Here is a 21,596-nt window from a genome sequence, read left to right on the forward strand (position 1 = left end):
GCGCGGCCCCATTGAGCGACAAGATCGCCGCGCTATTCCTGATCGACGAGATCGTCCTCGAGGATCGCCATCTGAAACTGGAACGAGCGATCGTCGTCCTCGTCGTCGACGAACAGCACGCCGATGAACTCCTCGCCGATATAGACTTCGGCGGAATCGTCCTTCTTCGGCCGCGGCACGACGCGGATCTTGGGATTGCCGAATACGCGTTTCAGATACGCGTCGAGCTTCCTTACTTCCTTGACGTCCACGGCAAGTCTCCAATCGAAATCTGGGTTGGCGGGGTTTTAGGCCGAGACGCGACGAACCGCCAGCATGAATTGCCAAAGAATTTGGGGACGGACAGGGCCGGAGAATCCGGCCCCTCTTCTTGAACTCAAAGCCCCATCGCGTTGATCATCTGATCCATGGTGCGCGACGGCTCGGCGCAGCCGGCCTCGCCGACGATCTTGGCGGGCACGCCCGCGACCGTGACGTTGTGCGGCACGGGCTTGACCACGACCGAGCCCGCCGCGATGCGCGCGCAATGGCCGATCTCGATGTTGCCGAGGATTTTCGCGCCCGCGCCGATCAGCACGCCATGGCGAATCTTCGGATGACGGTCCTCGTTCTCCTTGCCGGTGCCGCCGAGCGTGACGCCGTGCAGGATCGAGACGTCGTCCTCGATCACCGCCGTCTCGCCGCAGACGAACCCGGTGGCATGGTCGAGGAAGATGCCGCGGCCGATGCGCGCGGCGGGATTGATGTCGGTCTGGAACACCGCAGAGGCGCGGCTCTGGAGATAATACGCGAAATCCTTGCGGCCCTTCAGCCAGAGCCAGTGCGCAAGGCGATGGGTCTGGATCGCGTGGAAGCCCTTGAAGTAGAGCAACGGATCGATGAAGCGGGAGGTCGCGGGATCGCGATCGTAGACGGCGACGAGATCGGCGCGGAAGGCGTTGCCGAGATCGGGATCGTCGCGCAGCGCCTCGTCATAGGTCTGGCGCACGAGATCGCCCGACAGCGCGGAATGATCGAGCCGGTCGGCGAGACGATGGATCACCGAATCCTCGAGACGGCTGTGATGCAGCACCGTCGAATAGATGAAGGTCGCAAGCTCCGGCTCGCGATGGACGATGTCCTCCGCTTCGCTCCGGATCCGGTCCCAGATCGGATCGAGGGATGCGAGCTTTCCTCCCGGATTGACCTGATGCACTGCCATGGGATCTGCTCTTTCGAATGGGCTCGTTTTGTTGGTTCTATAGCACAGTCTAGGCGACAAAGTCCTGACGGGCTTGCCTGAGAGTGAACAGCACCTTGCCCCGCGAAAGCCGCCAACGCGTTGAAACACAACAATTTCTTCTGACGCCCCCAGGCGGCAAGGTCGGCTAAAAGTGGTCAGGGTTTTGCCAAATTCAAGCCGGGCAGCGTCAAACTATTGGTGAATTCTCTCCCACCCCTTATTGCAGGCATGGTCCGGACGACGACGGAGCGGATTTGACCACCACCACCGATCATTTGCGCGCGCGCCCCGCAGGCTCGCTCTGGGTGCGGCTCGCCGCTCTGGCCCTCCCCCTCCTGATGATCGCGCCGGCGTTCTGGAACGGCTATCCGCTGTTGCAGTGGGATACCGGCGGCTATCTGGCGCGCTGGTACGAGGGCTATCTCGTCCCCAGCCGGTCCACCGTGTTCGGCCTCTATCTCCACTCCGGCGAAAGCTTCGGCTTCTGGATCAACCTCGCGATCCAGTCGCTGGCGACGCTGTGGCTGTTGCAGCTCAGCTTGCGCGTCCTCGGCCTGTTGCAGACGTTCCGCTTCGTCGCGATCGGCCTGCTCCTGATCCTGTCGACCGCGCTACCCTGGCTGGCCAGCATGCTGCTCACGGACATCTTCGCGGGACTGTCGGTGCTGTCGCTGTTCCTTCTCGTCGTCGGAGCCCAGCGCACGTCGCCGCACGAAAAAATCGCGCTGTTCGTCTTCACCGCCTTTGCCGCCGCAACCCACAGCGCCACGCTCGGCGTGCTACTCGGACTCTGCCTCGCCGGCTGGATGGCGCGGCCGTTCGTGGGCCGCAGGCTTCCGCTCGCCGGACTGGCGCAGGCGAGCATGACCATCGTCGCGGGCGGCCTGATGCTGGTCTCGGCGAACCATGCGCTGTCGGGCAAATGGGCCTGGACGCCGGGCGGCTACGGCGTCGCCTTCGGCCGCATGATGCAGGACGGCATCGTCGCGCGCTATCTCAATGACCACTGCCCGCGCGAGAGCTTCAAGCTCTGTCCCTATCGGAACGAATTGCCGGCGACCGCCGACGAATTCCTGTGGGGCAAGAGCATGTTCAACACGCTCGGCCGGTTTGAGGGCATGAACGACGAGATGAGCTATATCGTCGTGCACTCGCTCGCCGACTATCCGGCCTGGCAGGCCGGCGCCGCAATGCGGGCGGTGGGCCAGCAATTGCTGCACGTGGCGACCGGCGAAGGCACCAGCGGCTGGATCCCGCACACCTACGGCATCATCGAGCGCTACATCCCCGCACAGATCGCGCCGATGCGCGCGGCGCGGCAACAGCAATGGGATGTCAATTTCGACTACGTCAACTGGCTGCATGTTCCCGTCGCGCTGGCCTCGATGCTGGCGCTGGTCGGGTTGCTCGCGCATGCGCTGGCGCGCCGCCGGCTCGACGATCTGACGTTGCTGGCGGCGACGGTGACGCTCGCGCTGCTCGGCAACGCCTTTATCTGCGCCGTCATCTCCGGTCCGCACGACCGCTACGGCGCGCGCATGGTGTGGGTTGCGACCTTCGTGGTGCTGATGGCGCTGGCGCGCGCGTTCGGCGACGAGGAACCTAAAGGCTCAGCCGCGGCGTGAGAGAAAATCGAGCACGCCAGTCTTGTAGACCTTGTCGCCGACCGCGCGCATGTGATCGCGGCCCGGTATGTCGAGCACTTCCGAGCCCGGAATGATGGCGCCGAGCGCGCTGGCCGAGCCAGCGACGTCGTCGGTAGAGCCGACCGCGATCAGCACGGGCACGTCGATGCGTGCAGCTTCGCCCCTGGTCATGAGGTCGCGCGTGCCGCGCAGGCAGGCGGCGAGCGCCCTCCGATCAGAGCGGGTCTGATCGGCAAACGCGCGGAAGGTGCGCCCCACGGGATCGGAGACGTCGTCGAGCGCGGGGGCTTCCAGCGCCTTCGCGACATTCTCGCCGGGCCCGGTGCCCTCGATCAGGCCGCCGATGCCGATGCCGCCGAGGATCGCCGAGCGCAGGCGCTGCGGCTCGTTCAGGGAGAGCCACGCCGTCATCCGCCCACCCATCGAGTAGCCCATGATGTCGGCCTGCGGGATGGCGAGATGGTCCATCAGCGCGAGCACGTCGCCGGCCATGGTCGGGATCGAGTATTGCGCGGGCTCGTAGAGCTTTGCGCTTTCGCCGTGGCCGCGATTGTCGAGTGCGATGACACGGCGGCCGTTCTTGCGCAGCTCCGAGACCCAGGTCGGATAGACCCAGTTCACGTTCTTGCTGGAGGCAAAGCCGTGCACCAGGATGATCGGATCGCCCTCGCCTTCGTCGAGATAGGCAATTTCAACGGCGCCGTTGTGAAAGCTCGGCATCAGATATTCCGCGGTGTTGAGGGGAAGGGTTGATTTTAGGCCGGACCGGCCGCAACTGCCAGAGCGGCTTCGGCGGCGACCTGCGCCCGGCGAAGCCGCCGCGCCCGTCTGCGATCGCACCAGGCCTGCGTCAGGCGCTCGGTGGTGGCCTTGATCGAAGACAACAGGCCGAACAGCGTCAGCACCGCACCGAACAGCCAGAGCGCAAGATCGAACGCGCCGCCGACGAGCAGCAGCGCGCCGCGGCCCAAGAGCTTCATGATCGCGCGGGTCTTGCTGCCCTGCGCTTCGGCAAGCCGCGCCGCGCGCGCGACGTCCTTGGGGCCCTCGGCGATGCGCAAGCTGTCCATCGCGCCGCGCGTGCCGGTCTTCTCGGCAACGCGCGTGACGTCCTTGCCGAGCCGGACCAGGGCACCTGCCTTCTCGGCACGGAACGCGGCCTTGATCGCGCTCACGGTCTGGCCCGGCCGCAGCACCGAGCCGGACGCCACCGCGTTCTGGAGCACCGGCGTGTCGACAACCTCGCGCGCGGACCGGCCGGCCCAGGCCGCGAGGCCCTCGCCGAGCCGCCCGACTTTCCGCGCATCCTTCACCAGCGTCAGGCCGGCGCGCACGGGCGCGGCGCCGCCGATGGACACATAGGTTGCCGCCGTCACCGCAAGGCCGGCGGCTGCAAGGCCCAGCACCAGACGGTCGGTGTCCTCGCCCATGGCGAGATGCTTGCCCTCGCGCACGACGTCCCTGACGTCGCCGATCACGAAGAGATCGCCGGCCACGGTTCCGGACAGGCTCGCCACATCGTCGGCGTTGCCGGTGACGAGACCGGTGGCGAAGCGCCTGGCAAAATGCGAGGTGGAGTTTTCGTCCTTGACCGCATCGCTCACCCTGGCGAGGAGGTCGTCGGGCAGCGCGATGTTGCGGTCACGCGCCAGCGCAACAAAACTGTCGGCGAGATCGGCATCGCCGGCGGCGAGCGCGGCCTCGATATTGTCCTGAACCAGGCGGTCGTTCTGTCGCAGTACGGCGTCGAGCTTCAGCTCGGACAGCGCGGCCGGATCATCCTGGGCGGCGAGAATCGCGCCGGCCTCGCGGGCGTGCGGCGCGACCTGCGCGAGCATGAAGCTGCATGCCGCGATGCCGGTCAACGCTGTGCTGATTCGCAGCCACTTCATGCCAAGAGCCCGGATGTTCCCAGATCGTTTGCCTGGATCGTTTGCGCCTGAAGGTTGATCTTTTGCCCCAATTCCACTCGTCCACAGACATAGTATGCCAAAATTGCGACACAACGTCCCCGACGAAAGAAGGGCTTCTCTCAGGCCGCAAGATTGTGTCGAATTTGCATGAGCAAATGAGCATGGGGCAGTTGCGAACCTTTCGGTTCCGCCGGGCTAGCAATCATCTGCACCCGCCAGTATGGTCCGCGGCGCCTCAAAGATGCCGCGTCAGTTGTGATTGTGTCTGCCGCCACTGCCACTCCAGGATGAGTTACGATGTCCGACCATGTCGTCCCGCACTTCCATAACGATGCCGGTGTTCCCGTCATCGAGATCGGCTCGCAAGAGTTCATGTGCGTGGGCGCCAACCCTCCGTTCGATCATCCTCACGTCTTCCTCGACCTCGGCAACGACAACGAGATCATCTGCCCCTACTGCTCGACGCTGTACCGCTTCGCGGCCGACCTGAAGGCCGGCGAAGCCCGTCCGCCGGAATGCGTCCTGAAGGACAAGGTGGCCTGACCGCGTCCACCGGTCAGGGGTGGCGCTCTCCCGAACGATTGTCATTGCCGGAGCCGGAATCGGTGGACTGACGGCCGCGCTTGCGCTGGCCGCCCGGGGCTTCCGTATCGTCGTGCTGGAAAAAGCCGAGCGCCTCGAGGAAGTCGGTGCGGGCCTGCAACTCTCCCCCAATGCGAGCCGCGTGCTGGTCGGGCTCGGCCTGACCGAACGGCTCAAGCTGCGTGCCGTCGTCCCGGAGGCGGTCTCGATCATGAGCGCGCGGGCGGGCGGCGAACTGCTGCGCATGCCGCTCGGCGAAGCGGCCTCGGTGCGCGCCGGCGCACCCTATTGGGTGGTGCACCGTGCCGACCTGCAATCCGCGCTCGCCGGCGCGGTCTCCGACCATCCCGACATCCACCTGAAGCTAGGTGCGACCTTCGAAGACGTCGCGCCTCATGCCAAGGGGCTGACCGTCGTCCATCGCAGCGGCACGATCCGCCGCAGCGATCTCGCCAGCGCGCTGATCGGCGCCGACGGCATCTGGTCGACGGTACGCCAGCATCTGTTTCCCGAGATCCAGCCGCGCTTCTCCGGGCTGATCGCCTGGCGCGGCACACTCGACGCCACGCAGCTGCCGAAGGACTACACCGCGCGCCGGGTCCAGCTCTGGATGGGCCCGAACGCCCACCTCGTCGCCTATCCGATCGCGGGCGGACGACAGATCAACGTGGTCGCGGTGCTGCCTGGCACCTGGAACAGGCCGGGCTGGAGCACGCCCGGCGATCCGCGCGAGGTGATGGATGCGTTCGCCGCGCCGCGCTGGCCGTCGCAGGCGCGGATGATGCTCGCCGCAGTCGATAGCTGGCGCAAATGGGCGCTGTTCGGCGTGCCCGACGGCTGCCCCTGGAGCAAAGGCCCGGTCGCGCTGCTCGGCGACGCCGTGCATGCGATGCTGCCGTTCGCCGCGCAAGGCGCCGGCATGGCGATCGAGGATGCCGCCGTGCTGGCACAGCATCTGAGCCCCGAGACTGCCGAGAGCACGGACGGCATCGTCGCAGCGCTGAAACAATATGGCCGTGCACGCCAGGCGCGCGTGCGACGGGTGCAGCGGACCGCACGGCAGCAGGGCCGCATCTATCATTTCAGCGGACCGCTCGCGATCGCGCGCGATGTTGCGATCCGGGCGCTCGGCCCGGAGCGCATGCTGGCGCGGCAGGACTGGATCTACGGCTGGCGCCCCTGATGCGAAGCGCTGCAGGCGCGGCGCTTCAGCGGACCGCCTTCCCGGATTTCGGCGCAGGCTTGGCGGCAGCTGCAGGCGCCGGCGCAGCAGCCGGTGCCGGCTCGGGCGGCGTTTCGCGGCACCTGTTGCGGCGCCAGGCCTCTTCGGCCAGCTGCGCCTGACCACGCACCGCGACGTACTCGTTGCGATAGGCGAGTTCGGCCACGACGGCGCCGCCGGCGCCGGTCTGCGCCTTGTCCATCAGCCTCTGCAAGTCCGCGGTGCGGCTGGCGAGCCCCTTGCGCTCGGACTCGAGCTGCTTGCAATCATACAGATCGTATCTTGCCGGATCGGCAAACGCCGGAGCGACCGTCTCGCTCATGCTCGCGCAGCCGGACAGCGCGCCGCCCGCGAGCAGCACGAAAAGCGCGCCGCAAAAGCGCAGGCGATGGGAAAGCGAAGCAACCATGCCGGATGAATAGTCCCCGTGGATTGAGAATGCCTAAAGCAGCAACAGATGTCCGGATTGAGGCTTTGCCTTGTGCAGCCGGCTCGCTTAAGGAAGAACCACCCACCCGGCCCGCGAAGCGCCAATTCCAAACGGCCGAAGGTGGACTTAAGTGTTTGATCTCGTTGGATCAAGCGGGCATGGCGGAATTGGTAGACGCAAGGGACTTAAAATCCCTCGGTGCGCAAGCGCTGTGCCGGTTCGACCCCGGCTGCCCGCACCACGAGAGTTGACGGCGCGAGGACGGCGGATGGCGCCGTCTGCAATCGCATCGCTTTCGTCCCGGTACGCTGACGTCATTTCGAGTCCCGGCGTAACTCAGACGGCGACATTCCGCTCGACCCTGAGCTCCCTGAACACCTTCGTGACCGGCAGGTGAAGCGGCAAATCCGTGTTGGTGTGGTGCCAGCTGAACGGGCACGACTTCTCGATCGAGATTCCCGGCGTCGAGTTGAGCGCGCCGAAGCCATCGATCGTGCCCATCACGTCGACGATCTTCTTGTACCGGGGCGGCATCGCGACCGCCGCAGACACCGTGACAATCCAGAACTTGTCGTCGGGAATGGTCTGTTCGATCGCCGGCTGCTCCCTCAGCTCGTACAGCGCTTCCGAGACCACGAGGTTGCCCTTGGAGTGTCCGGTCACCAGCGAAAAGCTGAAGCGATCATCGGCCAGCAAAGCCATGACCGTCCTTGTATCCAGGCTGACGCGGCCGAGTTCGAGCGGTGATGTCGGCGGACTGACGGTCTCGGGCCGGTTCAGCGCCCGGCTGACGTCGTCCAGCTCCTCGAACTGATGGCGCAGGCGGTTGAGCGTGCCGAACCAGAACCAGCCACCGAGCGCCTCGGTCAGGAGATCGGCAAGCCCGTAGCCCGACACCACGGCAGCAGCCGACACGCCAAACGCGTCGGCGACATTCCGTGCGAAGGCCGCCGCCCCCAGCGCCGAACTGCCGACGCCGGCCACCGCCAGGATACGGACATCGGCGCCGCCAGCATTGGCGAAGTCTTCCACGGTGTTGCAGAGCTTGAGCGATCCGGCGCCGGATGGCGGGACGATCAGGATCGCGCCCTCGCGCGCGAGCCAAGGCGCAGTCTCGTGGGCCTCCTCTTGGGTCACCTTGCCGATGTCGTAGAAGATTCCGTCGAGCACCGCGTTTCTGCGGCGAAACGACTCCAGGGCGGCCTCGCGCAACGGCGTCCGGGACTCGAAGATCTCCTCGAAGCTGTTGCGGCCGAGCTGGGCCGTCGCGAGCGAGCGTTGCGTAGAGAGCATCACGGTTCTCCGCGGCCATTCCGGCGACGGATACCGTAGCAAGAATCCTGCCACCTTGGGTGGTATCGCCGCGCCGCTTCGTCAGGCTGTTGACCGAACGCCTTCCAGGCGGCGTGGCCGGTGCAACGGCGCTCGCGCCCCAGCCGACCTGTCCCGGAGCGACGGCGGGCCTCACCAAGCCTTGTCCGCTCCCGCTCCGCCTGACAGCCATCTCAAAACATGGGTTGTGCGCCGCAGCATGGACAATACATAAAGCCTTCCAATTAGAGGTGAGCTCCTTGTCCGACGTCAATGCCGACAGCTGGGTGTCCTCGGGACACCGGCCCATGGGTTTTCCCGAATTCGTCATCGTGATCGCGTCCATCATGGCGCTGAATCCGCTTGCGATGGACATGATGCTGCCGGCGCTGCCCAATATCGGGACCGCCTTCAAGATTCCCGTCGCCAACCATCTCCAGCTCGTGCTGTCGACCTTCCTGATCGGCTTCGGCGTGGGTCAGTTCGTCATGGGTCCGTTGTCGGACCGTTTCGGCCGTCGCCCGGTGTTGCTCGGCGGCATGGCGGTCTATGCGGTGGCGAGCGTGCTGGCGGTTGCCGCCCCCTCGTTCGAGACGCTGCTGCTGGCGCGCGCGCTGCAAGGGCTCGGCACCTCGGCAACGCGCGTGATCGCGACCTCGATCGTGCGCGACTGCTATGTCGGCCGCCGCATGGCGAGCGTGATGTCGCTTGCCATGATGGTGTTCATCGCGGTGCCCGTGATCGCGCCGTCGTTCGGACAGGCGGTGCTGCTCGTCACGCAATGGCGCGGCATCTTCGTCGTGCTGATGCTGTACGGCCTGCTCGCGCTCGCATGGTCCGTGCTGCGGCTGCCCGAAACCCTCCCTCAGTCAGAACGCAGGTCGCTGGCGCCCGCCGACGTGCTCGCGGCGTTCCGGCAGACCCTGACCAATCGCCAGACCATCGGCTATGCGACGGCCGCCGGCAGCGTCATCGGCGCACTCTTCGCCTATGTCTTCTCGGCCCAGCAGGTCTTCACCGGCGTCTATCACCTCGGTCACTACTTCCCGCTCGCCTTCGCTGCGATCGCGGCCGGCACCGCCATTGCCGGCTTCCTCAATGCGAGGCTGGTCGGACGGCTCGGCATGCGCGTGATCTCGCACGGCGCCCTGACGCTTTATGCCGTGGTCGCCAGCGTCATGCTGGTCACCGAAATCCTGAACGTGCTGCCGCTTGCTCTGTTCATGGCACTGTCGGCGCTGATGATGTTCTCGTTCGGCATGATGGTCGCCAACTTCACCGCGCTCGCGATGGAGCCGCAGGGCCATATCGCCGGCACCGCCTCCTCGCTCTACGGCTCGATCACGACGCTGATCGGCATCGTGGTCGGCATGGCGATCGGGCAGAGCTTTGACGGCACGCTGCTGCCGTTCTCGGTCGGCTTCTTCCTGTCGACGCTGGCTGCGCTCGCGATCGTGCTGGTGGTGGAGAAGGGTCGGCTGTTCAAGCCGCATCATCGCCCCACCGCATGAGGAACTTCCGGCCGGCCTCGATGTTGTAGTGCAGCAATTCGAGAGGCCGCCGCTATGGAACCGGAACACCGCGAAGACCCCACCCCGGATCGGCCTGATACGGGGCGTTCCGAGCCAAACGCCGAGCAGACTGCGTTCAACGCGCCTTTCGCAAGCGAAGGCCTCGAGCGGCTGCGCGACAGCCATTGTTGAGCGCGCAGCCTATTCCGTCGGACGCCGGCTCGCACTGAAATCATTTGCGCTGCTCTCGGGCGCGGCGCTGCTTCCGCGCGGCGGCACCATCAGCACGACCACCTCCCGCGTGAGACCGGGCCGGCCCCACAGCGTGGCCTGCACGGTGAATTCACGCCTGACGAACTGTCCGGCGCCCGAGGACACCCGTTCCATCCAACGGTTGCAATAGTCCTGGCCGCGGAAACAGAGCGCGGCCCAGCCGCGATCCAGCCGCCGCAAAAGCCAGCGCATCATCGCCGCTCACGGCGCTCAGCGGCTCGCCGGTCAGCTCGCGCCACTCGCGCGTCAATTCGCCGGCCGCCTGCGCGTAGAAGTTCCGGCCCTCTTCGTAGCCGTGATTGTTGCGATAGACGGCATGGATCGGGGCCGCGACCAGGACGGCGGCGAGCGCGACGCCGGCCGCGGTCACCGCGAGGTTGACGGTGTAGAACCGCTCGATCGGATAGCGCGTGCCGCAGACCACGAGAATGACGAACAGGAACAGCCCCTGCAACGCCCACAGCGACGGCAGATCCGTTCCCATCACAAGCGACGTCAGGACCGGCAGCACGATCGTGCCGATCGCAATGGAGAAGAGAAGCCGCAGGCCCGGACTCATCGCCATGAAGTCGGCCGGAAACTGCTTCAGCCGCGTGCCGGCGATGAGCATCCAGAGCACGGCCGACACGCTCATGGCCGCAACCAACCCCAGCAGGAAATTCTTCGCCTTACCGAGCGAGCTCACAGCGTTGCCGTTGGCGTGAGCCAGCGCATAGGTGAAGGCCGACGCGCCCGTCGTCGCGAGCCAGTAGAGGTGCGGCGACAGCGCCGCGAGCCCGACGGCGACCGAGATCCAGGGCGAAGCCGAGGTGAAATAGGCGCGCCGTGCCGGATGCGCCAGCGCGGCAAAGGCGAAGCTCGCGACGAGAAAGATCGAATAATATTTGCCGACCATCGCGAGCGCCGTCGTGCATCCCACAGCGACCGCCCACAGCTTGCCGCGCGTCTCGAATGCGCGCAGGAAGCACCAGGTCGCCAGCGGCCAGGTCGCGAGCAGCACCGCATTGGCGTTGAAGCGCTGGGCGTGGAATTGATAGGCCGGCGTCAGCATCAACAGCAGCAGCACCAGGACGCGCTTGTGCCCGGTCACGAACTGCCGCGAGATCAGATCGACGAAGAACAGCGCAAGCCCGGCATTGGCCATCGCCAACAGTTGCAGCGACCCGTCACTGAGCGGAAAGACGAAGGTCCATGCCGCCGCGACCCACCCCATCAACGGCGGATGCTTGTGATAGCCCCAGGCAAAGTTCCGTCCGAGCGTCCAGGCCTCGAGCGTATCGGGGTGCAGGCCGCCGCCGGCATAGGCGATGGCCAGATAGAGCGTCCAGATCGCAACGAAGCAGGCGATGAGAAGCGGCACGGCCCAGCCCGCTTCGACGCCGTCGAGCCAGCGCAGGAAGGGCCGGCGCCATCGCGCCGGCGCGCGATCGGACCGTTCGGCCATCGCCTGGAATGCAAAATCGACTGGCACAGGAATCAATTGGGACACGGAAAGTGATGCGCGAAGACGGCACATCTATTTCAGGTTGGAAACAAATAGCAATGATTGGAAACTGGAAGAGTTAAAGGCTCCACGGTCGTCTCGAGCCGGTAAACGACAACGGCGCCGCTGGTGACAGCGGCGCCGCGTGATAATCCGGACGAAAGGCGGAAGGACCCGCCCGCCTACTCCGACTTGTCGACGTTCCAGAACAGGGGCGTTGCGGGGCCGTCGAGCACACCGCTCAGCGATTTGCGCCAGCCGCTCGGCAGCAGATACTGCCCCAGCGGAACGTAGATCACCTGCTCATAGGCTTCTTTCTGGATGTCGGCGGCGATCTTCTTCTGCTCGTCGACCGACGGCGCGCGGACGAAAGCATCCTTGAGCTGCTCGATCTTGGGGTCTTCCGCCCAGCCGAACCAGCCGCCCTTCTTGCCCTGGCCGCCGATCGAGAGATTGGCGATCGGGTTGGAGACGTCGGCCGCGACCCAGTTGGTGAAGAACATGTTCCAGCCGCCCTCCTTCGGAGGCTTCTGGCTGGCGCGGCGGCTCACCACCGTCTGCCAATCGGTCGCTTGCAGATCGACCTTGAAGCCGGCCTCGCGCAGCAACTGGGCCGCAACGATCGGCTGCGCCTTGAGCGTCGTGACGTCGCCGGGCGCCATCACCACGACCGGAGTGCCGTCATAGCCGGACTCGGCGAGCGCCTTCTTGGCTTCCGCCATGCCATTGCCCTTCACCAGGGTCTCGGCGCCGACGTCGGTCGCGAGCGGGGTATCGCACACGAAGAACGCGCCGCAGACCTTCTGATATTTGGCGTTGCCGACGAGCGCATCGAGAACGTCCTTCTGGTTCATCGCCAGAAAGGCAGCACGGCGCACCTTCACGTTGTCGAACGGCGGATACAGGAAGTTCATCCGGCCGAGCGTCTGGAAGCCGAACTTGTTCGAGACCTCGATCGTGATCTCCTTGTTCGCTTCCAGCACCGGCAGCATGTCGTACGGCAGGTTCTCCACGAAGTCGATGTCGCCCGACTGCAGCGCGTTCACCGCGGTCTGCGAGTCCGGCATCGTGATCCACTCGACGCGGTCGACCTTCACCACCTTGCCGCCGGAGGTCCAGCTCGCCGGCTCCTTGCGCGGCACGTAATCGGTGTTCTTGACGTAGACAGCCTTCACGCCGGGCTGGAATTCCGACTGCACGAACTTGAACGGGCCCGAGCCGATCTGCTCGGGGATCTGCTTGTCCGGCGGCGTCTCGGCGAGGCGCTTCGGCATCATGAAGGCAACGCGCGAGGACGGCTTGCCGATGGAGTCGAGCACGAGGCCGTAGGGCTCCTTCAGCTTCAACGTGATGGTCTTGGCGTCGGTCGCCTCGAGGCTCGCGGTGAAGTCCATGAGCTTCTGGCCCATGCCGTCGACCGCGCCCCAGCGCTTCAGCGAGGCAACGCAGTCTTCCGCGGTCACCGGCGCACCGTCATGCCACTTCAGGCCGTCGCGCAGCGTGAAGGTGTAGGTGAGCTTGTCGTCGGAGATCTTCCAGTCCGCCATCTGCGGCTGGATCTTGAAGTTCGAATCGGTGGCCACCAGCGTGTCGTAGACCATGTAGCCGTGGTCACGCGTGATATAGGCCGTGGTGAAGATCGGATCGATGATGCGCAGATCGGAATGCATTACCGCGGTGAGGGTCTTGCCGGCTGCAAGCACTGGCGAGGCCAGCGCGGTCGAGAGCGCGACGACCGACAGCGCAAGTTTGGAGGCGAACGCGCGAGGTGCCCGGCGCATGAAGTGGAACATAAAAAGTTTCTCCTGACGTGAAACTGTTCAAAGGCAGGTTATTGGTTGGGCATTCGGTTCGTTCTTTGGGCGAACTAACCTCATGCAATGCCTTTATCTTTTCGAGATTTGCAGACAGTGCCGAGCGCGTCAATCCGGTTTCGCTGCAGGCCCAGGCGGCGCGCGCACGGGCTCCCCAAAGATCGGTTTGGCTCTACAACGCTCTCCGCTTGTCCTGCCCCGCGCCGATGCAATGCGCGTTCCATCTTTCGAAGCTTGAGAGACATTACGATGAATCCAGCCAATCTTCCCTTCGATTCCGAGGCGATGCTCGAGGGCCTGCGCGGATGGGTGGAATGCGAAAGCCCGACCTGGGACGCGGGCGCCGTGAACCGCATGCTCGATATCGCAGCGCGGGATATGGCAATCATGGGTGCGACGATCGAACGCATCGCCGGCCGCCAGGGTTTTGGCGGCGTGATCCGTGCGCGCTTTCCCCATCCGAAGCAGGGCGAGCCCGGCATCCTGATCGCCGGACACATGGATACCGTCCACCCGGTCGGCACCATCGAGAAGCTGAAATGGCGGCGTGAGGGCAGCAAGTGCTACGGCCCCGGCATCTGCGACATGAAGGGCGGCAACTATCTCTCGCTGGAAGCGATCCGGCAGCTGGCGCGCGCCTCCTTCACCACGCCGCTGCCGATCACCGTGCTGTTCACGCCGGACGAGGAGGTCGGCACGCCCTCGACACGCGACATCATCGAGGCCGAGGCTGCGCGCAACAAATACGTGCTGGTGCCCGAGCCCGGCCGTGCCGACAACGGCGTCACCACCGGACGTTACGCGATCGCGCGATTCAATCTCGAGGCGACCGGCCGGCCGAGCCACGCCGGCTCGACATTGTCGGCGGGCCGCTCGGCGATTCGCGAGATGGCGCGGCAAATCCTCGCCATCGATGCGATGACGACGGAGGACTGCACCTTCTCGGTCGGCGTCGTGCATGGCGGACAATGGGTTAATTGCGTTGCTACGATCGCCACCGGCGAAGCGCTTTCGATGGCCAAGCGCCAGGCCGATCTCGATCGCGGCGTCGAGAGGATGCTGGCGCTGTCAGGCACAACCAATGATGTTGCGTTCAAGGTGACGCGTGGCGTCACCCGGCCCGTGTGGGAACCCGATGCGGGCACTATGGCGCTGTACGAGAAGGCGCGCGACATCGCCAGATCGCTCGGCGCCGAGCTGCCGCATGCGAGCTCGGGCGGCGGCTCGGACGGCAACTTTACCGGCGCAATGGGCATCCCGACGCTCGACGGCCTGGGCGTGCGCGGCGGCAATGTCCACACGCTCGAAGAGTATATCGAAGTCGAGAGCCTGGTCGAACGCGGCCGCCTGATGGCCGGACTGCTGGCCACGCTGGAGTGATTAGAATCGTCATTCCGGGGCGCGTCGAAAGACGCGAACCCGGAATCTCGAGATTTCGATGCTGGCGCATCGCCCCGGAATGACGCCGCAAGAAAATAACTGGCCGTACTGCAAAACCTGTGGCCCTGATGGCACGGGAATTGCTCAAATGTTAGGCTGATGGCAGAACAGGCAACGACCGCTGCCGCCGATTTGACTCTAATCTGACGGATTCAACTTGCTCGGATATCTCCTTCGCCGAATCTTCGCCGCCGTGCCCGTGATGGGCGTCGTCGCGCTGTTCGTCTTCCTCCTGCTCCGCCTCACCCCCGGCGATCCCGCCGCGATCCTCGCCGGCGACAACGCGACGCCGGAACGGCTGGAGCGCATCCGGACCTCACTCGGCCTCAACGAGCCCCTGATCGTGCAGTTCATCACCTGGGTGAACAAGCTGCTGCACGGCGATCTCGGGACGTCGCTGATCTCCAACCTGCCGGTGATGAAGATGATCGGCCAGCGCGTCGAGCCGTCGATCTCGATCGCGCTGTCGACCATCATCCTCGCCGTCATCGTCGCGGTCCCCTTGGGGGTGATCGCGGCGTGGAAGCACGGCACCTGGATCGACCGTTTCGTGATGGGTCTCTCGGTGCTCGGCTTCTCGGTCCCGGTGTTCGTGGTCGGCTATGTCCTGATCGAGGTCTTCGCGATCGACCTACGCTGGGTGCCGGTGCAGGGCTTCAAGAGCATCTCGAACGGCTTCGGTCCGTTCTTCGAGCGCATGATCCTGCCGACCTGCGCCCTCTCCTTCATCTACATCGCGCTGATCGCGCGCATGACGCGCGCGGCGATGCTCGACGTGCTCGGCGAGGACTATGTCCGCACCGCGCGCGCCAAGGGCATCAATGAAGTCGCCGTGATGATGCGCCATGCGCTGCGCAACGCCGCCGTGCCCGTGATCACCGTCATCGGCACCGGCTTTGCGCTTCTGATCTCCGGCGTCGTCGTCACCGAGAGCGTGTTCAACATCCCCGGCATCGGCCGCCTCACCGTGGATGCGGTGCTGGCGCGCGACTATCCGGTGATCCAGGCGATGATCCTGCTGACCTCGCTGATCTATGTCGTCGTCAATCTCCTGATCGACGTCGCCTACACCCTGCTCGATCCCCGGATCCGGTACTGAGGCAAGGATAAGGACAAAAATGTCGGTCGATACCCTTCCCCAGTCGTCCATTCCGATCACGTCGCCGCTGCGGCCGCGCTTCGGATTCCTCACCTCGACGCCAATCATCGCCACGGCGACGGTCCTGCTCGCGCTGATCGTGCTGATCTCGATTCTGGCGCCGCTGATCGCGCCGCACGATCCGATCCAGCTCGCGCCGTCGCAACGATTGAAGCCGACCTCGGCGCAATTCCTGCTCGGCACCGACGCCTACGGACGCGACCTGCTGTCGCGCGTCATCTATGGCGGCCGCATCTCGCTGCTGATCGGTGTCGGCTCGGCGATCCTGTCGATCGTCATCGGGCTGGCGATCGGCCTCGTCTCCGGCTTCTTCAAGCTGGTCGATTCCGTCCTGATGCGGGTCATGGACGGCCTGATGGCGATGCCGAGCATCCTGCTCGCGATCGCCGTGGTGTCGCTGTCCGGTGCCAGCATCTGGACCGTGCTGATCGCGATCACGATCCCCGAAGTTCCGCGCGTGGCGCGCCTGGTGCGCTCGGTCGTGCTGTCGGCGCGCGAGGAACCCTATGTTGAAGCGGCGATCTCGGTCGGCTCATCCCTGCCGAAGATCATGTGGCGGCACTTGATGCCGAACACGATCGCGCCTCTGATCGTGCAAGGCAGTTACGTCTGCGCCTCCGCGATCCTCACCGAGGCGATCCTCTCCTTCCTCGGCGCCGGCATCTCCCCGGAGACACCGACCTGGGGCAACATCATGGCCGAGGGCCGCCAGTACTTCCAGATCAAGCCGTCGCTGATCTTCTGGCCGGGCCTCCTGCTCTCGATCGCCATTCTCAGCATCAACCTGATTGGCGACGCCGCCCGCGACGCCCTCGATCCCCGCATGAAGCAGCGGGAGGGGAAGTGATGACCAAGAGTTCAGTCATTCCGGGGCGCGACGAAGTCGCTTGCCCGGAATCCATTTCACCTCTTGTACTGCGGCCCGATGGATTCTCAGGTGCGCAATCGCGCACCTTAGTTCGCACTAGCGCGCGACCCGGAATGACGAGCGAAAGTTTTGCGGCATGACCAACCCTGTTCTCGACATCAACAACCTCGTCGTTTCCGTCGGCAAGAAGCCGAAGGCGGCGAACATCATCGACGGCATCTCGATCCAGGTGCGCGAACGCGAGACGCTGTGTCTCGTCGGCGAAAGCGGCTCGGGCAAGTCGGTGACCTCGCTGACCACGATGGGCCTGCTGCCGAAGGGCACGCTGGTGCCCACCGCCGGCAGCGTCAAGCTGGTCGGCGAAGAGCTGCTCACCGCGACCGACCGCCGGCTGCGCCAGCTCCGCGCGACGCAGATGGCGATGATCTTCCAGGAGCCAATGACCGCGCTCAATCCGGTCGTGCCGGTCGGCCGGCAGATCGACGAAGTGCTGCGCGCGCACACCAATCTCGATGCCAGGGCACGAAAGAAGCGCATCCTCGACATGATGGAGCAGGTGCGCCTGCCCCAGGTCGAGCGCATCTTCGCCTCCTACCCGCACCGCCTCTCCGGCGGCCAGCGCCAGCGCATCATGATCGCGATGGCGCTGGTGCTCGAGCCGAAGCTGCTCATTGCCGACGAGCCGACTACCGCACTCGACGTCACCACGCAGAAACAGATCCTGACCCTGATCCGCGACCTCCAGCGCGATCACGGCACGGCCGTGCTGTTCATCACCCACGACATGGGCGTGGTGGCGGAAATCGCCGACCGTGTCGCCGTGATGCGGCAGGGTCGCCTCGTCGAGACCGGTCAGCTCGACGCCGTGCTGCGCAATCCGACCATGGAATACACCCGCAACCTGCTCTCGGCGGTGCCGAGCCTCGTGCCGCGCGCGGCGCGGCCCGAGACCAAGGAACCGGTGGTGCTGGAGGCCAACGACCTCAGCAAGGTCTATAAGGAGCGCGCCTTCTTCGGCAAAGGCCGCGAGGTCGTCGCCGCCGACAAGGTGACGCTGACGCTGCGCAAGGGCCGTACGCTCGGCATCGTCGGCGAGAGCGGCTCGGGCAAGTCGACGGTGGCACGCTGCATCGTGCGCCTGATCGACCCGACCTCCGGCGGCGTGCGCCTGTCCGGCCGCGAGATCTCCGACATCTCGCGTCGCCTGCTCCAGCCGCACCGGCAGAAGATCCAGATCGTGTTCCAGGATCCCTATCGCTCCCTCAACCCGCGCATCACGGTGGGCGAGAGCATCGCGGAAGGCCCGATCAATTACGGCGTCTCGCATGCCGACGCGATGAAGCGTGCGCGCGAGCTGCTCGAGCTGGTCGGCCTGCCGGCCGATGCGGTGTCACGCTATCCGCACCAGTTCTCCGGCGGCCAGCGCCAGCGCATCGCGATTGCGCGTGCGCTCGCGCTCGATCCGGACGTGCTGGTCGCGGACGAAGCGGTCTCCGCGCTCGACGTCTCGGTGCAGGCTCAGGTGCTGGAACTGCTCGACGAGATCCAGAAGCGGCTCGGCATCGCGATCCTGTTCATCACCCACGATCTCCGCGTCGCAGCGCAAATCTGCGACGAGGTCGTGGTGATGCAGCACGGCCGCGTTGTCGAACAGGGCCCCGCCGCCGAAGTGCTGACGCATCCGAAGGAGGCCTACACCAGGGCCCTGCTGGAGGCAGCCCCCGGCCGCGGTTGGGACTTTGCGAACTTCCGGCCGGTGTCGGAGGGCTTGGTGGCGACGGCGTAGCAGCATTCTCTCCTCGTCATCCCGGGGCATCGCGAAGCGATGAGCCCGGAATCCATCAGGCCGCAGACTCTGTCGCATGATGGATTCCGGGCTCGCGCAAGTTGCGCGCCCCGGAATGACTGCGGAGCAGCATTCCCAAAACGATCTGACCCTATGCACGGCGCGATTGCTTCTCACCTTGCTCTCGCCGCAAGGGCAAGGCTAACGTCGAAGGCTAGCGCGCGCACTTTCAATCGACTGGACTTGAATTGATGACACGTATCGCGGTCGGCGGCTTCCTGCACGAGACCAACACCTTCGCCCCGACCAAGGCGACGTTTGCGGACTTCCAGCATGGCGGCGGCTGGCCGGCGATGACTGAAGGTACCGACGTGCTGAAGGTGATGCGCCGCATCAATGTCGGACTCGCCGGTTTCGTCGACAGCGCCGAAGCCAACAGCTGGGAACTCATTCCGACCATCGCCTGCGGCGCGAGCCCCTCCGCACATGTCACCAAGGATGCGTTCGAGCGCATCGTGAAGGTGATGGTTGACGGCATCGCAGCCGCGGGCCCGATCGACGCGGTCTATCTCGACCTGCACGGCGCGATGGTGACGGAGCATCTCGACGACGGCGAAGGCGAAATCCTGGCACGGGTACGCCGCGTCATCGGCGAGGATGTTCCGCTCGTCACAAGCCTCGATCTTCACGCCAACGTCACGCCCGCGATGATCGGGCATGCCGACGCGCTGATCGCCTACCGCACCTATCCGCATGTCGACATGGCCGAGACGGGCCGCGCCTCGGCGCGACATCTCGCGCTGCTGTTGAAGACCAAGCAGCGCTTTGCGAAAGCCTTCCGGCAACTGCCGTTCCTGATCCCGATCAGCTGGCAGTGCACCAACGACCAGCCGACCAAGGGCATCTACGAGAAGCTCGCCGCGCTCGAGAGCGACGGGGTTCCGACGCTGTCCTTCGCGCCGGGCTTCCCCGCCGCCGACTTCCGCGATTGCGGGCCGAGCGTGTTCGCCTATGGCAAGACGCAAGCCGACGCCGATCGCGCCGCGGATGCGATCGTCAAGCTGATCGAAAGCCACGAGGACGATTTCGACGGCAAGATCTGGTCGCCCGACGACGGCGTGCGCCATGCGATGGAGCTCGCGAAGGGCGCCAGCAAGCCGATCATCATCGCCGACACCCAGGACAATCCCGGCGCCGGCGGCGATTCCGACACCACCGGCATGCTGCGCGCGCTGGTGCGCAACAAGGCCAGCGCCGCGACCGGCGCGATCTACGATCCGGAATCGGCCAAGGCCGCCCATGCGGCCGGTGTCGGCGCCACGGTGACGCTGTCGCTCGGCGGCAAGTCCGGCATTCCAGGCGACGAGCCCTATCGCGAGACCTTCGTCGTCGAAAAATTGTCCGACGGCCGCTTCATTGCGCCAGGCCCCTATTACGGCGGCCGCGAGATGGAGATGGGTCCTTCCGCGGCCCTGCGCATCGGCGACGTTCGTGTCGTCGTCTCCTCGCACAAGGCGCAGCTCGCCGATCAGGCGATGTACCGCTATGTCGGCATCGAGCCGACCGAACAGAAGATCCTGGTCAACAAGAGCTCGGTGCACTTCCGCGCCGATTTCGAGCCGATCGCGGAACAGCTGATGATCTGCGCCGCCCCCGGCGCGATGCCGGCCGATACCGCCTCCCTGCCCTGGACGAAGCTGCGCCCGGGCATCCGCATCAAGCCGAACGGCCCCGCTTTCAATCCCCCTTCACGCTAACCGGACAGGACACATGCCCACGATCGACCGCATCGACGGCTATGCCGACGAACTCACCGCTATCAGGCGCGACCTCCACGCCCATCCCGAGATCGGCTTCGAGGAAGTGCGCACTTCCGGCATCGTTGCGGACAAGCTGAAGGGCTGGGGCATCGAGGTGCATCGCGGCCTCGGCGGCACCGGCGTGATCGGCGTCATCAAGGGCAAGGGGTCGAGCGGCAAGCGCATCGGGCTGCGCGCCGACATGGACGCGCTGCCGATGGAAGAGAACACCAATCTGAAATGGAGCTCGAAAATCCCCGGCCGCTTCCACGGCTGCGGCCATGATGGCCACACCACCATGCTGCTCGGCACCGCGCGCTATCTCGCCGAGACCAGGAACTTCGACGGCACCGTGCACCTGATCTTCCAGCCGGCCGAGGAAGGCCTCGGCGGCGCCCGCGCGATGATCAAGGACGGGCTGTTCGAGAAGTTTCCGTGCGACGAGCTCTACGGCCTGCACAACGCGCCCGACCTCAACCATGGCGAGATCGCGATCCTGCCCGGCCCGGCGATGGCCAGCGCCGACTTCTTCGACCTCCGCATCACCGGCTATGGCGCGCATGGCGCGATGCCCGAACGCTCCAAGGACGCGGTGATCATCGCAACCACGCTGGCGCAGGCGATCCAGACCATCGTCAGCCGCAACGTCGAGCCGCTGCAGGCTGCGGTGGTGTCGATCACCCAGATCCATGCGGGCTCCGCCTACAACGTCATTCCCGGCGACGCGCATCTTTGCGGCACCATCCGCACCTTCTCGAAAGAAGTCCGCACCCTGGTCAGCGAACGCATCCGCACCATCTGCGCCGGCATCGCGGCCGCGTATCAGTGCGCGATCGACGTCGACATCCGCGACACCTTCAACGTGCTGGTCAACCAGGTCGAGCAGTCCAAGGTGGTCGAGGAGGTGGCGCGCACCGTCGTCGACCCCGCCAAGGTGATCACCCGCACCCAGCCGAAGATGGGCAGCGAGGATTTTGCCGACATGCTGGAGACCATTCCCGGCGCCTATTTCTGGGTCGGCCATGACGGCTCGGTGCCGGTGCACAATCCCGGTTTTGTGCTGGACGACAAGATCCTGCCGATCGGCGCCAGCATGTTCGCCCGCATCATCGAAACGCGCATGCCGGTCGTTTAGCA

At 65.4% G+C, this 21,596-nt stretch carries 17 protein-coding genes, 1 tRNA gene and 1 pseudogene; 11 read left to right on the forward strand and 8 right to left on the reverse strand.

The window, feature by feature from the left end:
• Positions 1–32 precede the first annotated feature (32 nt).
• Both ACE10W_RS24960 and cysE read right to left on the reverse strand, forming a co-directional pair.
• Positions 33–251: a DUF3126 family protein gene (locus ACE10W_RS24960; RefSeq protein ID WP_007602550.1), complete on the reverse strand. Its 219-nt coding sequence runs from the start codon at positions 249–251 to the stop codon at positions 33–35.
• A 125-nt stretch (positions 252–376) separates the two neighbouring features.
• Positions 377–1,201 (reverse strand): serine O-acetyltransferase, encoded by an 825-nt coding sequence (cysE, locus tag ACE10W_RS24965; protein WP_028175407.1) that lies wholly within the window; start codon positions 1,199–1,201, stop codon positions 377–379.
• 275 nt (positions 1,202–1,476) lie between these two features.
• Between cysE and ACE10W_RS24970 the strand changes: the two genes are divergently transcribed.
• A complete protein-coding gene (locus ACE10W_RS24970; protein ID WP_375762017.1) occupies positions 1,477–2,847 on the forward strand; it encodes a hypothetical protein in 1,371 nt (456 codons plus the stop codon).
• Here ACE10W_RS24970 and ACE10W_RS24975 read toward each other — a convergent pair.
• Both ACE10W_RS24975 and ACE10W_RS24980 read right to left on the reverse strand, forming a co-directional pair.
• Positions 2,833–3,588 carry an alpha/beta fold hydrolase gene (locus tag ACE10W_RS24975; RefSeq protein ID WP_038967757.1) on the reverse strand — a complete coding sequence of 252 codons (756 nt, stop codon included), beginning with the start codon at positions 3,586–3,588 and terminating at the stop codon, positions 2,833–2,835. The genes ACE10W_RS24970 and ACE10W_RS24975 overlap by 15 nt on opposite strands.
• Positions 3,589–3,623: 35 nt before the next feature.
• Positions 3,624–4,760, reverse strand: a complete 1,137-nt coding sequence (locus ACE10W_RS24980) for a hypothetical protein (protein ID WP_375762018.1) — start codon at positions 4,758–4,760, stop codon at positions 3,624–3,626.
• A gap of 318 nt (positions 4,761–5,078) precedes the next feature.
• On the opposite strand from ACE10W_RS24980, the gene ACE10W_RS24985 reads away from it, so the two are divergent.
• Together ACE10W_RS24985 and ACE10W_RS24990 are read left to right on the forward strand one after the other, a co-directional pair.
• Positions 5,079–5,324, forward strand: coding sequence for a zinc-finger domain-containing protein (locus ACE10W_RS24985; protein WP_007602543.1), 246 nt, complete (start codon positions 5,079–5,081; stop codon positions 5,322–5,324).
• A 19-nt stretch (positions 5,325–5,343) separates the two neighbouring features.
• A complete protein-coding gene (locus tag ACE10W_RS24990; RefSeq protein WP_375762019.1) occupies positions 5,344–6,546 on the forward strand; it encodes an FAD-dependent monooxygenase in 1,203 nt (400 codons plus the stop codon).
• 25 nt (positions 6,547–6,571) lie between these two features.
• Here ACE10W_RS24990 and ACE10W_RS24995 read toward each other — a convergent pair whose 3' ends face one another.
• Positions 6,572–6,994 (reverse strand): hypothetical protein, encoded by a 423-nt coding sequence (locus tag ACE10W_RS24995; RefSeq protein WP_060908086.1) that lies wholly within the window; start codon positions 6,992–6,994, stop codon positions 6,572–6,574.
• 173 nt (positions 6,995–7,167) lie between these two features.
• Between ACE10W_RS24995 and ACE10W_RS25000 the strand changes: the two genes are divergently transcribed.
• Positions 7,168–7,256: transfer RNA gene (locus tag ACE10W_RS25000), tRNA-Leu, on the forward strand.
• 95 nt (positions 7,257–7,351) lie between these two features.
• Here the strand turns inward: ACE10W_RS25000 and ACE10W_RS25005 are convergent.
• Positions 7,352–8,308 carry a hypothetical protein gene (locus tag ACE10W_RS25005; protein WP_038967760.1) on the reverse strand — a complete coding sequence of 319 codons (957 nt, stop codon included), beginning with the start codon at positions 8,306–8,308 and terminating at the stop codon, positions 7,352–7,354.
• A 278-nt stretch (positions 8,309–8,586) separates the two neighbouring features.
• Here ACE10W_RS25005 and ACE10W_RS25010 point away from each other — a divergent pair, with 278 nt between their 5' ends.
• Complete coding sequence (locus ACE10W_RS25010; RefSeq protein ID WP_161534414.1) at positions 8,587–9,837, forward strand: multidrug effflux MFS transporter; 1,251 nt, start codon at positions 8,587–8,589, stop codon at positions 9,835–9,837.
• A gap of 201 nt (positions 9,838–10,038) precedes the next feature.
• Here the strand turns inward: ACE10W_RS25010 and ACE10W_RS25015 are convergent.
• Both ACE10W_RS25015 and ACE10W_RS25020 read right to left on the reverse strand, forming a co-directional pair.
• Positions 10,039–11,626, reverse strand: a pseudogene (locus tag ACE10W_RS25015) (glycosyltransferase family 39 protein).
• Positions 11,627–11,775: 149 nt separating this feature from the next.
• Positions 11,776–13,386, reverse strand: a complete 1,611-nt coding sequence (locus ACE10W_RS25020; protein ID WP_028175414.1) for an ABC transporter substrate-binding protein — start codon at positions 13,384–13,386, stop codon at positions 11,776–11,778.
• Between the two features lie 270 nt (positions 13,387–13,656).
• On the opposite strand from ACE10W_RS25020, the gene ACE10W_RS25025 reads away from it, so the two are divergent.
• The 6 genes from ACE10W_RS25025 to ACE10W_RS25050 all read left to right on the forward strand — a co-directional run bounded on the left by ACE10W_RS25025 (position 13,657) and on the right by ACE10W_RS25050 (position 21,594).
• Positions 13,657–14,787 carry a M20/M25/M40 family metallo-hydrolase gene (locus ACE10W_RS25025; protein ID WP_060912602.1) on the forward strand — a complete coding sequence of 377 codons (1,131 nt, stop codon included), beginning with the start codon at positions 13,657–13,659 and terminating at the stop codon, positions 14,785–14,787.
• A gap of 217 nt (positions 14,788–15,004) precedes the next feature.
• Positions 15,005–15,946: an ABC transporter permease gene (locus tag ACE10W_RS25030; protein WP_028175416.1), complete on the forward strand. Its 942-nt coding sequence runs from the start codon at positions 15,005–15,007 to the stop codon at positions 15,944–15,946.
• A gap of 19 nt (positions 15,947–15,965) precedes the next feature.
• On the forward strand, positions 15,966–16,853 hold the full coding sequence (locus ACE10W_RS25035; RefSeq protein WP_011088345.1) for an ABC transporter permease: 888 nt from the start codon (positions 15,966–15,968) through the stop codon (positions 16,851–16,853).
• A gap of 157 nt (positions 16,854–17,010) precedes the next feature.
• Entirely contained in the window at positions 17,011–18,660 is a 1,650-nt protein-coding gene (locus ACE10W_RS25040; RefSeq protein ID WP_271612051.1) for an ABC transporter ATP-binding protein, read from the forward strand.
• A 251-nt stretch (positions 18,661–18,911) separates the two neighbouring features.
• Positions 18,912–20,417: a M81 family metallopeptidase gene (locus ACE10W_RS25045; protein WP_375762020.1), complete on the forward strand. Its 1,506-nt coding sequence runs from the start codon at positions 18,912–18,914 to the stop codon at positions 20,415–20,417.
• A 13-nt stretch (positions 20,418–20,430) separates the two neighbouring features.
• Complete coding sequence (locus ACE10W_RS25050; RefSeq protein WP_011088348.1) at positions 20,431–21,594, forward strand: M20 aminoacylase family protein; 1,164 nt, start codon at positions 20,431–20,433, stop codon at positions 21,592–21,594.
• Positions 21,595–21,596 lie beyond the last annotated feature (2 nt).

The sequence above is a fragment of the Bradyrhizobium sp. B025 genome (genome assembly GCF_042257955.1).
Taxonomy (GTDB): Bacteria; Pseudomonadota; Alphaproteobacteria; order Rhizobiales; family Xanthobacteraceae; genus Bradyrhizobium; species Bradyrhizobium diazoefficiens.